Annotated in this window: 7 protein-coding genes; 2 read left to right on the forward strand and 5 right to left on the reverse strand. The window is 66.5% G+C overall.

All coding sequences use genetic code 11. From position 1 onward, the window contains the following. The first annotated feature begins 133 nt into the window (after window positions 1–133). Complete coding sequence (locus tag ABD923_RS14950; RefSeq protein ID WP_259552984.1) at window positions 134–3661, forward strand: VWA domain-containing protein; 3528 nt, start codon at window positions 134–136, stop codon at window positions 3659–3661. 61 nt (window positions 3662–3722) lie between these two features. Here the strand turns inward: ABD923_RS14950 and lpdA are convergent, their stop codons facing one another. The 5 genes from lpdA to ABD923_RS14975 form a co-directional block, all read right to left on the reverse strand. Continuing rightward, a complete protein-coding gene (gene lpdA, locus ABD923_RS14955) occupies window positions 3723–5120 on the reverse strand; it encodes a dihydrolipoyl dehydrogenase (protein WP_259552983.1) in 1398 nt (465 codons plus the stop codon). Between the two features lie 116 nt (window positions 5121–5236). After that, window positions 5237–5809, reverse strand: a complete 573-nt coding sequence (locus ABD923_RS14960) for a DUF924 family protein (RefSeq protein ID WP_259552982.1) — start codon at window positions 5807–5809, stop codon at window positions 5237–5239. A gap of 60 nt (window positions 5810–5869) precedes the next feature. Next, window positions 5870–7165: an MFS transporter gene (locus tag ABD923_RS14965; protein ID WP_259552980.1), complete on the reverse strand. Its 1296-nt coding sequence runs from the start codon at window positions 7163–7165 to the stop codon at window positions 5870–5872. A gap of 54 nt (window positions 7166–7219) precedes the next feature. Next, window positions 7220–8275 carry a tRNA preQ1(34) S-adenosylmethionine ribosyltransferase-isomerase QueA gene (gene queA, locus ABD923_RS14970; RefSeq protein WP_259552975.1) on the reverse strand — a complete coding sequence of 352 codons (1056 nt, stop codon included), beginning with the start codon at window positions 8273–8275 and terminating at the stop codon, window positions 7220–7222. Then, window positions 8272–11490, reverse strand: a complete 3219-nt coding sequence (locus tag ABD923_RS14975; RefSeq protein ID WP_425584033.1) for a hypothetical protein — start codon at window positions 11488–11490, stop codon at window positions 8272–8274. The genes queA and ABD923_RS14975 overlap by 4 nt, the downstream gene beginning before the upstream one ends. Window positions 11491–11753: 263 nt before the next feature. On the opposite strand from ABD923_RS14975, the gene ABD923_RS14980 reads away from it, so the two are divergent. Then, window positions 11754–12215 (forward strand): peroxiredoxin, encoded by a 462-nt coding sequence (locus tag ABD923_RS14980; protein ID WP_259552959.1) that lies wholly within the window; start codon window positions 11754–11756, stop codon window positions 12213–12215. Window positions 12216–12248 lie beyond the last annotated feature (33 nt).

The raw sequence follows: 12248 nt of genomic DNA on the forward strand, positions 1-12248 counted from the left end.
GCATGCGATGACGCTGCGGAAATCCCGACCTTTGCGGAAATGGCGACTCGGCCTAGCCTTCGGACGAGGCGGTGGTGTCTCACTGCCAATGCGCAAGCCAAAATTTCATTCTCGACGACAAGGACATCTTCAGATGCGCCGCATGATTTACGCCCTTCTCACCTTGCTTCTTCTGCCCTTCGCCGCCGTGGCGCAAGCTCCTGACCGGGCGAACACGATCCTCGTGCTGGACGGGTCGGGGTCGATGTGGGGCCAGATCGATGGCGTGAACAAGATCGTCATCGCCCGCGAAGTCATTGCGGATTTGCTTGGGGATATGCCGGACGAGCAATCGCTGGGGCTGACCGTTTACGGGCACCGCCAGCGCGGCAGTTGCACCGATATCGAGACCATCGTCGAGCCTGCCCCCTTCACGCAGGACCGCATCCTGGAGGCGGTCAATGCCATCAACCCGCGCGGGCGCACGCCGATGACGGATGCCGTGGTCGCCGCGGCCCGGTCGCTGCGGCATACCGAGGAACCGGCAACCGTCATCCTCGTCTCGGACGGGATCGAGAACTGCAACCCCGACCCCTGCGCCATGGCCGCCGAGCTTGAGGCCGCAGGCGTGGGCTTCACCGCGCATGTCATCGGCTTCGACGTCGCCTCTGAACCCGAGGCGCGGGCGCAGATGCAGTGCATCGCCGACAATACCGGCGGCCTGTTCCTGACCGCCGACAACGCGTCGGAGCTTTCGGCAGCCCTTGAGCAAGTCGTCATGGCCCCGGCGGTGCAACCCACGCCCCTGCGGATCGAGGCGCGGCTGACCCCCTCGGGCGGCGTGCCGACGCGGCCCATTGGCTGGACGCTCCTGTCCGGCGCGGGCGAGGTTCTGTCGACCGGCACGCAAGGCCCTGCGATCACGACCGAGCTGATGCCCGGCGACTACGTGGCCCGCGCCACGCGGGCAGAAGCCGATGGCCCGGCCACCTACCAGACGGCGTTCAGTGTGATTGAGGGAATGCCCGGCCCGATCGTCGTGTCCATGCCCGAGATCGTGGAAACCGTGCCCGTGACCTTCACCGCGCGGGTCGAGCCGGACATGACCGTGCCTGCCTCGCCCTTGATCTGGACCCTGTTCGACGGCGCGGGGCAGCACTTGCTCGGGCCGGTCGAGGCGCCGGGCGGCAATGTCGCGCTGTTGCCGGGCGATTACCGCCTGTCGGTCTATCGCGTGGCTCAGGAAACCACGCATGAGGCCAGCTTCACCGTCGCCGCGAACACTCCGCAAGAGGTGATCTTCCCCCTGCCCGCGCTGATGGTCGACGTGACCTTCTCGGCGCGGATCGGCGGCGAGGCCGGCCCCCTGATCACCGATCCGGTCATCTGGGAGGTCACGCCCCTTGCCACCGCCACCGAGATCGCACCGGCGAACCCGGCCGCGTTGGGCCTGACGCGCGGGGCCTACCGCGTCACCGCCTACTGGACGGCTCAGGAAATCGAACAGAGCGTTGATTTCGTCATCGTGGATCAGCCGCGCGAGATCGCCGTGGTCTTCCCTGAACCGCAACAACGCGCGACGATCACCGCGCCGGCCAGCGCCGTGGCAGGCTCGACCATCGAGGTTGGCTGGGACGGCCCGAACGAGGCCAATGACTATATCGGCATCGGTCGCGCCGACGGCGAAGGCTCGGCCTGGGTGAACTATACCGAAACCAGCCGTGGCAACCCCGTCAGCCTTCTGATGCCCATCGAAGCGGGCGACTACGTGATCCAGTATTTCCTGCGCGACGGTCGCACGCCCATTGCCAGCTCGCCGATCGCCGTCACACCGGTCGAGGCGTCGATCACGGCACCCGGCACCGCCGTGGCCGGCTCGACCATCGAGGTCGGATGGACCGGGCCCGATTACGACCACGATTATATCGGGATCGGACGGGCCGATGGCGGGGGCAGCGGCTGGGAGAACTATGTCGAAACGCGCAACGGCTCTCCGATCCAGCTTCTGGTGCCCGTGACGCCCGGGGAATACCTGATCAGCTACTATGCCCGTCAGGACCGCACCCGGATCACCTCGGTGCCGATTTCGGTCACGCCGGTCGAGGCCAGCATCACGGCGCCTGAGACCGCCGCTGCCGGATCGACCATCGAGGTCGGGTGGACAGGGCCTGACTACCGCGACGATTATATCGGCATCGGACGCGCCGATGGCCAAGGCAGTGCATGGGAGAACTATACCGGGACACGGCAGGGCAATCCGCTGAGCCTGACCGTGCCGGAAACCCCGGGGGACTATGTAATCCAGTATTTCCTCCGGCAGGACAGAACGCCCGTCGCCAGCGCGACGATCACGGTGACCGAAGTCGCGGCCTCGATCACCGCGCCGGAAAGCGCTGTTGCCGGGGCCACCATCGAGATCGGTTGGACCGGACCCGCCTACGAGGGCGACTATATCGGCATAGGCCGCGCCGATGGCCAAGGCTCGGCCTGGGAGAATTACTTCAACGTCTCCGACGGCAATCCCGGCCAACTTCTCGTGCCGGAAACGCCGGGGGACTACGTGATCCGGTATTTCCTCCGGCAGGACAGAACGCCCATCGCCAGCGCCACCATCGCCGTGACCGAGGTCGCCGCGTCGATCACGGCGCCGGCCACGGCAACGGTGGGATCGACCATCGAGGTCGGCTGGACCGGGCCGAACTACCGCGACGACTACATCGGCATCGGGCGCGCGGATGGACAGGGGTCCGCTTGGGAGAATTACGCCTACACCCGCGACGGGACCCCGGCGCGCATCCTGATCCCGACGGAGCCGGGCGATTATCTGATCCAGTACTTCCTGAACCAGGATCGCACCCCCATCGCCAGCGCCCCCATCACCGTGTCCGAGGTCGCCGCGTCGATCACGGCCCCGGCCAGCGCCACCGCCGGATCCATGATCGAGGTCGGATGGACCGGACCCAACTATGCCGATGACTATATCGGCATAGGACGGGCTGATGGTCAGGGCTCGGCCTGGGCCAACTACAGCTACACCCGCGACGGAAACCCGCTGAGCCTTCTGGTCCCCGCAGAACCCGGGGAGTACGTGATCCAGTATTTCCTGAACCAGGATCGCACCTCCATCGCGTCGGTTCCGATCACGGTCAGCGCCGTCGAGGCATCCTTGACCGCGCCCGCAAGCGCCGTGGCGGGCTCGACCATCGAAGTGGGGTGGACGGGGCCGGATTACCGCGACGACTATATCGGCGTGGGGCGTGCGGACGGTCAGGGCTCGGCCTGGGCGAATTATCGCTATACCCGAGACGGCAACCCCGCCCGCCTGGTCATGCCGCCGGAACCGGGGGCCTACGTGATCCGCTATTTCCTCAACCAGGATCGAACCGCGATCGCCGAGGTTCCGATCACGCTCAGCCCGGTCGAGGCCGCGCTGACGGTGCCCGGCACGGCGCAGGCCGGCACCACGATCGAGATTGGGTGGACCGGACCGAATTACGATGGCGACTATATCGGGATCGGGCGGGCCGACGGGCAAGGCAGCCAGTGGGCACGATACGCCTACACCCGTGATGGTTCCCCTGCGCGGCTTCAATTACCCGAAGAACCGGGCGCCTACGTGATCCGCTATTTCCTCGACCAGGACCGCACCGCCGTGGCGTCGGTGCCGATCACGCTGGAGTAAGGGACGAAAAAGAAAAGGGCGGCCCCAATCGGGCCGCCCCTTGTCCTGGGCGCCGTGGCCTTCAGATGTGGATAACCCGGTCGAAGGCGTCGAGCACGGATTCGTGCATCATCTCGCTGAGTGTCGGGTGCGGGAAGACGGTTTCCATCAGGTCCTCTTCCGTGGTCTCCAGCTTCTGCCCCACGACATAGCCCTGGATCAGCTCGGTCACCTCGGCCCCGATCATGTGTGCGCCAAGCAATTCGCCCGTCTTGGCGTCGAACACCGTCTTGATCATCCCCTCGGGTTCGCCAAGCGCGATAGCTTTGCCGTTGCCGATGAAGGGGAAGCGACCGACCTTGACCTGATGGCCCTTCTCCTTGGCTTTCGCCTCGGTCAGGCCGACGCTGGCGACCTGCGGATGACAATAAGTGCAGCCTGCGATGCTTTCGGGTTTCACGGGGTGGACGTTGTTCTTGCCCGAGATCAGTTCGGCCACCATGACGCCCTCGTGCGACGCCTTATGCGCCAGCCATGGCGCGCCCGCGATGTCGCCGATGGCGTAGAGCCCCTCGACGCCCGTGCGGCAGTAGGCGTCCGTCACGACATGGGTGCGGTCGATCTTCACGCCCAGCTTTTCAAGCCCGAGCCCCTCGGTGTTGCCGACAATGCCCACGGCCGAGATCACCGTGTCGAACTCGTGCTTTTCGACCTTGCCACCCACCTCGATATGGGCGGTCACCGTGTCGGCCCCGCGATCGAGTTGCTTGACCATCGCCTTTTGCAGGATCTTCATCCCCTGCTTTTCAAAGGACTTCTTGGCGAAGGCGCTGATCTCGGCGTCTTCGACCGGCAGGATGCGGTCCATCACCTCGACCACGGTCGTCTCGGTCCCCAGCGTATTGTAGAAGCTGGCGAACTCGATGCCGATGGCGCCCGAGCCGATGACGAGCAGTTTCTTGGGCATATGCGGCGGGGTCAGGGCCGTCTTGTAGGTCCAGACGCGCTTACCGTCGCCCTCCAGCCCGGGCAATTCGCGGGCCCGCGCCCCGGTGGCGAGGATGATGTTCTTGGCGGACAGCTCCTCGGTGCCCTTGTCGGTCTTGACCGAGACCTTGCCCTTGGCAGGGATCGTGGCCTCGCCCATCACGACGGTGACCTTGTTCTTCTTCATCAGGTGCGCCACGCCCGAGCTGAGCTGCTTGGCCACCCCGCGCGAGCGTTTGACCACCGCGTCGATGTCGTAACCGATGCCATCGGCCTTCAGGCCGAACTCCTTGGCGCGGTGCATCAGGTGGAACACCTCGGCCGAGCGCAGCATCGCCTTGGTGGGGATGCAGCCCCAGTTCAGGCAGATCCCGCCCATATGCTCGCGTTCGACGATGGCCACCTTCAGGCCAAGCTGGCTGGCCCGGATCGCGGCGACATAGCCGCCCGGCCCCGCCCCGATTACCACAACGTCAAAAGTCTCTCCGGCCACGGTCTGTCCTCCCGGCGAAATCCAATTTGTTCAACGTTAAACAAATTGGCCACGGGACGCAAAGCCACGAAATTGCGCGCAAGGCAGGTTTTCCCGTCACGCAAGGCACCCCCGGGTCAGGCCGCCTGCACCTCGGACAGGATGGCGCCGTAGCCACCGTTCTCAAGGAAATCGCGCTCGGCCTCGGTCGAGACCCGGCCAAGGGCCGCGTTCCGGTAGGGAAAGCGGTTGAAGCGGCGGATGATCTCGCGATGCACCCGTGCATGCAGCAGGTTGTCCGTGCCCTCCATCCGCCCGGCCATCAGGCGCACGCAATGATCCTGATCGGTCAGCCGTTCGGAATGCATGAAGGGCATGTAGAAGAACTGCCGCATCGGGCCATCGACACGCATGTCCCAGCGCCGTTCCAGCGCGTAGCAGGCAATCGTACGGGCGCGATCATCGGTGGCGAAGGCGCGCGGATCCTCGCGGAAAATGTTGCGCGGGAACTGGTCCAGCAGGATGATGAGGGACAGCGCCCCCTGCGGATTGGTCGCCCAACCTTCATCCAGCGCGCCGCCGGCGGCCTCGTCCCACAAGGGTCCGAAACGCTCGGTGATCTGCGCGTCGAACCCGTCGTCTTTCCTGTACCACATCTCTGGCCCGGACTTTTCCCAAAAGGCCAGCACCTCGTCTGCTCGATCGTCCATCTGCCGTGTTTCCTCCTCCAACAGGTGCCCGGTCTTGTCCCTTGGGACATGAAGCCGGCATCACTCCTTCGTTGCCGCCTCCTCCTCTGCGGCTTCGGCCATTTCCTCGGCCGCTTCGACATACAACTCCTGCGCGGTCTCGACCGCAACCGGCGACGCGGCACCGGGCAGGATCGCGGCGTAGGAGACGGCCTCGTAATCCCCTTCCTCGGCATAGGCCGACACACGCTGCGTCATCCGCCAGACCCCGTAGGCCGCGACAAGGAACAGGATTGCCGACATAAAGGACCAGTAGGCCGCGGGCCCCACCTGCCCCATGATCAGACCCATGACAGGCGGACCGGCGATGGCGCCCAGACCGTTCACGAAGATCAACCCGCCAGAGGCGGCGGCCATGTCCTCGGGTTCGAGATAGTCGTTCGTATAGGCGATGATGAGCGCGTAGAGCGGCTGCACGAACCCGCCGGAGACGACGCCGACCGCCAGGACGACGGTGAAGACGTCCCCGAACATGGCCCCGACCAGCCCCGCCACCCCGGCCAAGACCGCAGCCCCAATGATCAGCAGGCGACGGTCCATCCGGTCCGACATCCAGCCGATGGGATATTGGAACAGGATCGCCCCGATGAAGAAGCTCGACACGAAAAGCGACAGTTGCCCAAGGCCAAAGCCCGCCTCGGTCGCATAGACAGCGGCCATCGCGTATTGCCCGGCAAAGACGGCCCCCAGCATCAGCATGCCGACGACGCCGAAGGGCGACGCGGTGTAAAGCTGGCGCAGCGTCATCGGGCGCGCCGCCTCGAAAGCCGGGGTCGGCGTCGCGGACAACAGGATCGGCGCAAAGCTGAGCGAGACGAGGATCGACGGGATCACGAACAAGAGCCAGCCGGACGGATCGCCCGCCGACAGGATACCCTGCGCCGCGACGAAGCCGAGCATCTGAACCAGCATGTAGGCCGACAGGGATTGCCCGCGCGTTTCATTGGTCGCGGAATTGTTCAGCCAGCTTTCGGCTGTCACGTAGACCCCCGACAGCGAAAAGCCGATCACGACCCGCAGCGCCATCCAGACATAGGGATCACTGACGATCGGATAAGAGATCACCACCGCCGAGATCAGCGAGCCAAGCGCCGCGAAGACCCGCACATGCCCGACGCGCGCGATGAACTTGGGCGCGATGGACGAGCCGCCGAGGAACCCCAGGAAATACGCCGACCCGATCAGCGACAGCTGGAAGGTGGTGAACCCCTCCAACGCCCCGCGCACGCCCATCAGCGAGCCCTGCAACCCGTTTCCGACCTGCAAAAGGAACATTCCGAAGAGCAGGGCCCAAGAGGCCCGGATCACGTTCAACATGGCGCGTTTCCTTCGCTTTCCGGCAGGCTCACCCACCGATAGCGCCGCCGTCTGTCAGATTCGCGACGGAATCAAAAGCGATGCGTCGCCATAGGAAAAGAAGCGGTACTCGTTCGCCAGGGCATGGGCGTAGATCTGCTTGATCCGATCCTGCCCCATCAGCGCGGAAACCAGCATCATCAGCGTCGATTTCGGAAGGTGGAAATTCGTCATCAACGCATCGGTCACGCGCCAGACATACCCCGGATAGATGAAGATATCGGTATCCCCCTCGAAGGGCCGCATGGTGCCGTCCGCGTCCGCCGCCGTCTCGATCAGGCGCAGCGCGGTGGTGCCGACGGGAATGATGCGACCGCCCGCCGCGCGGGTCGCGTTGATCTCGTCGGCCGCCTTTTCGCGCACCTCGCCCCATTCGGCATGCATCTTGTGGGTGGTTACATCCTCGACCGTGACCGGCAGGAAGGTGCCCGCACCGACATGCAGGGTGACGAAGGTGAAATCGACCCCGCGTACGGTCAGCGCCGCGATCAAAGCCTCGTCGAAATGAAGGCTCGCCGTGGGGGCCGCGACGGCCCCGGCGCGCTTGGCCCAGATCGTCTGGTAATCTTCGCGGTCACGTTCATCCGGGGCCCGCTTGCCCGCGATATAGGGGGGCAGCGGCATGGCGCCGGCCGCGTTCAGCGCCGTGTCGAAATCGGCGCCCGACAGGTTGAAGCGCAGCCGCAAGCACCCCTCCAGCTCCACGACATCGGCGCTCAGATCCTCGGAGAACACCACCGTTTCGCCCAGGGCGAGCTTTCGCAGCGGCTTGGCCAGCGCAGACCACGCCCCGTCCGGCTGCGGCTCCATCAGCGTGACCTCGATCTTCGCCGAGACCGGGCCTTGCGCGGTATCGCGGTGCCGCCGCCCGGTCAGACGCGCAGGGATGACGCGCGTGTCGTTCAGAACCAGCCGGTCACCGGGCTGCAACAGGTCCGGCAGGTCGTGGACATGACAGTCCCGCGTCTCGGGCCCATCGGCCACCAGCAGCTTGGCCGAGGACCGTGGCCGCGCGGGCCGGGTCGCGATGCGATCCTCGGGAAGGTCGAAGTCGAAATCGTCCAGTTTCATTGGCCTTGGTCCTCGTCCGAGAAATCGGGCGGCGGCGCGCGAAAGATCTCGCGGAAGATGCCCGGCGTCAGGATCGAAAGCGGGTTCACCGTGACGTTCGTCGCGCCCCGCGCTCCGGTCAGCTGGTACGAGAACCCGAACAGCCCCTCGCGACGTGGCGCGAAGATCGCGCCGAACAGCCCGTTGACCATGTAGAACGGCGAAATGACACCCTGCATCTCGAATTGCCGGGTCGCGATGTCATATTCGCCGTCCATCGACAAGCCGAGAGACGGACCGAGGGCCGTTCCCTCGCGCAGGCGAATGCGTTCCGGGCTCAGCCGGAAGCGCGCGTTCACATCGCCCAGGCTGATCCCCTCGCCGCCAAGCTGTTCCAGCAGGCCCACGACCGAGATCAGATTCAGCAACTCGGCCACGGCGGGTGCGTTGCGCAGTCGGGGGCCGTCGATCGACAGGCGCCCGTTGTAATGGCCCGGCTCACCCGTCGCCCGCAGGATCAGGTCCATGTCACCGCCATAGGCATCGTCATAGATGCCGGCGGCCCGCATGACCGCCCCGCCATCGGCCGATTGCAATCGCACGGATGTGCCCTCGGCCGAGGACACCAGTACGCCCGAGACCTGCGCCGCCCCGTTGATCGCCCCGCGAAACTGGCCCTGGAGCCCGCCGACGCTGGTCAGATCGGCCCTGAGACCGGTCAAGGCGATGCCGTCGGCCACCTGCAACCGGTCCAATGCGACTGAAATCGGCCCCGATGCCTGATCGTTCGCACCGGCTCCGCCAGCGCCCTGCCCGGCACCGCCACCGGCGACCGCGGCAAGGTTGCGCATGTCCACGATGCCGCCCGTGATGTCGATCAGGGGCGGGCCGCCGCTACGCGCGACAAGCGCCCCCTGCACGTCAAGCCAGCTTGCGATGCTGAACCGGTCGGCGACGAGACGCCCGAACCCGCCTGCCGTGGACAGGCGCACGGCGCCGTTCAGCGTCAGCCCGGCGGCGTCGAGGTCCAGCCGCGTGATTTCGGCGTTGTCCCCAAGGCGGGCCTCGACCTCGAGACGGCCTGTGCCATCCCGGCCAAGCTGCCAGCCGAGCGACGGAATGGCGAGGCTGATCCCGGCCAGATCCGATTGCAGGGTCAGGGCGGGCGGCGCGTCGGGCATCAGGCGCAGATCGACCGCCGCGCTGCCGCGACCCGCGATCAGCCACTCGGGCAAGACCACACCGAGAGAAGCCAAGCCGCCCCGGCTTACCTCGGCCCTCGCGTCGAGCCGCGATCCCGGCGCGGCACCGCGCCCGATCTCGCGCTGCCAACTGCCGGTGATCGGCACACCGTCAAAGCTGGCGCGACCTGACACGACAAGCTGCCTGTCCGAGATCGCAACATCCAACCGATCCGCAGCCAGCCTGCGCCCGGTGACAAGGGTATCCGCGCGGTACGTTGCCACCGCGCCGGTCACGGTCAGGTCCACGCCCTCCAACGGGTCGCTGCCCTCCGGGCGGCGCTGCAACCGGGTGACGATCTGCGTGCGAGCGCTGAGTTGCCCGCGCCCAATCCGCTCCGGCGTCATCGGGCCGCTGCGCAGCACGTTGAGCGGGGGCGCATCGAGAACGTGCATCACTTCAACCAGATCGCCCGCAAGGCTCAGGTCCATTTCCGCCGTGGCAGGCCTGAGGGTTGTGTCGGGGATCACGAACTCCGATCCGGCAAGCGACACGCTGTCCGGCCGCCCCTCCGCCATGATGCGCCCCTCGTCGAGGCGAATGACAAGACGCCGGCCGTCCAACTGCAGGTAGCCCGCGCCATCCGTGATGGGCGGACCGACCCGAAAGGAATTCCACTCGGCATCTGAGAAATCGAACTGCACCATGTGGCGTGGCTCAGCGCCCGGCGCATGGCGCAGTGCGAAATCCACACCCTCCAGGCGCCCCGCGTGAACGCGGTCGGACACCCAGGCGCGCGGCTGCGACAGGGCCGTTGCGGGCCAATAGGACAGAACGGTGGCCACATCCGTTTCCGGCACATGCGCATCGACCGAGATCGCCAGACCGTCGGGCAAGGACACCACCTCGCCGCTTGCGGTCACCCGCAGCGGCCCGTCATGGAGCACGGCCCGACCGACCTCCAGCCTGATGTCCGGCGCAAGGGTCAGGCGCAGATCGACCGCCGCGCCGTCGAGCGCAAGCGGCGCGTCGTAAAAGCCCTCGGGCGCGGCCGTGATCTCGCTCAGGCGCAATTGCCCGACGAAGCTGGTGCCATCCTCCGAGACATCCGCATGACCGGCCGCGACGAAATTGAGCTGCGATGCCGTCAGCGCAAGCGTGCCGAATTCCATCCGGCGGCGCTGCGCGTTGTAGCTCAGCGTCGCATCTATCGCGTCGAAGCGCAGCGGCGGCGCCTCGGGGCCCAGGGTCAGCTCCCCTGCGCCGATCGCCAGGGTGCCGCCGAAATCCGACAGGGTGCCGTCATCGTCCAGCCGCGCGGTCATCGCGCCCGAGATCGGCGCGCGCATAAGGTCCAGCCAGGCAAGCGACGGGTCGAGCGCGGCAAGGTCCCGCGCGCCGAGCGAGGCGAACCGCATCGCGATCGAGGTTTCGCGCGCCCCGGTGCGCCGCGCGAACTCCATGTCGACCGTCGCGTCCCGCCGCCCCGAGAGATCGCCCGACACCGACAGGGCCACGCCCTCGGCATCGCGCGTCAGGGTGGCGGTCGCGTTTCTCATGCGCAGAACGGGGCCAGAGCGCGTGTCCTCCATCTCCAGCGTCACGTCCGTCGCCGTGATGGCCTGCAATTCCGAGAAGGTGGGCGTCGAGAACATCGCGTCGAGGCGCGCCATCGTGTCCGTCAAAGGCGCCTCGGAGACGGGAATCGGATCGTCCATCGCACCACCGATGAAATCGACATCGAACCGGCCCGTCTCGTCCCGGCTGAGCCGCATGCCGGGGCCGATCACGATGATCTGGCGGGGGCGCACCTGCCCACGCAACAGCGGCCCCGGCGCCATGCGGACACGCAGCACGGGAAAGGCCGCGCGTTCCGCGCCGGACAGATCGGTCATGACCACGTCGCGAAATTCGAAAGCCGGGGCGCGCCCCCCTTCGGGCAGGGCCAGCGCCATGTCGCCGATCTCGACGTGATTGGCGGCCATCGCGCCGTCGATCCGGGCCTCGATCCGGTCTTGCAGGCCAGCGGGCAGGCTCAGGGGGGACACGGTCAATCGCCACCAGAGACCGGCCGCCCCCAAGGCGGCCGCAAGGGGCAGAACGGCCAACAGGATCAGCCCCGCGAGCCGCCACCGACCGCGGGCGGCGCGCCCGCCTCTTCCGTGGGCCTCGCCCGTCTGGGGGGGAGGAACTGACATATCTGCCCGCGCTGTCCTGATCTGCCTGTCGCGTTATGGGCCTTTATCTTCGCGCCAAACCGCCTAGCTTGCAATGCGCCGCAACGTCGGCCCACCCATGGCCAGAGAGGAGACCCGCGATGCCCGAAGCCGGAGACATGGCGCCCGATTTCACCCTGCCCCGCGACGGGGGCGACACGATCACCCTGTCGGGCCTGCGCCCCAAGCCGGTGGTCGTCTATTTCTACCCGCGCGACGACACCTCCGGCTGCACCAAGGAGGCATTGGCCTTCACCGAGCTTGCCGGCGAATTCGAGGCCGCCGGTGCCGTCGTAATCGGGATCTCCAAGGACAGCGTCGCCAAGCATGACAAGTTCATCGCCAAGCACGGGCTTGGCGTGATCCTCGCCTCGGACGAGGAGAGCGACACCTGCGAGCGCTATGGCGCTTGGAAGGAAAAGAGCATGTACGGCAAGAAGTTCATGGGCATCGAACGCTCGACCTTCCTTGTCGATGGCGAAGGCAAGATCGCGCGCGCATGGCCCAAGGTGAAAGTGCCCGGTCACGCCGAAGAGGTACTGGAGGCCGTCCGCGCCCTGTGACGCGAGACCGGTCGGCGCCCACCTGTCCGGGCG

It is taken from the genome of [Roseibacterium] beibuensis (genome assembly GCF_039542305.1).
GTDB lineage: Bacteria > Pseudomonadota > Alphaproteobacteria > Rhodobacterales > Rhodobacteraceae > Roseibacterium > Roseibacterium beibuensis.

Bases quoted from the DNA above. Each gene is read 5' to 3' on its own strand.
- ABD923_RS14950 (WP_259552984.1), top strand. From the start codon at position 134: ATGCGCCGCATGATTTACGCCCTTCTCACCTTGCTTCTTCTGCCCTTC.
- ABD923_RS14960 (WP_259552982.1), bottom strand. From the start codon at position 5,809: ATGGACGATCGAGCAGACGAGGTGCTGGCCTTTTGGGAAAAGTCCGGG.
- ABD923_RS14965 (WP_259552980.1), bottom strand. From the start codon at position 7,165: ATGTTGAACGTGATCCGGGCCTCTTGGGCCCTGCTCTTCGGAATGTTC.
- queA (WP_259552975.1), bottom strand. From the start codon at position 8,275: ATGAAACTGGACGATTTCGACTTCGACCTTCCCGAGGATCGCATCGCG.
- ABD923_RS14980 (WP_259552959.1), top strand. From the start codon at position 11,754: ATGCCCGAAGCCGGAGACATGGCGCCCGATTTCACCCTGCCCCGCGAC.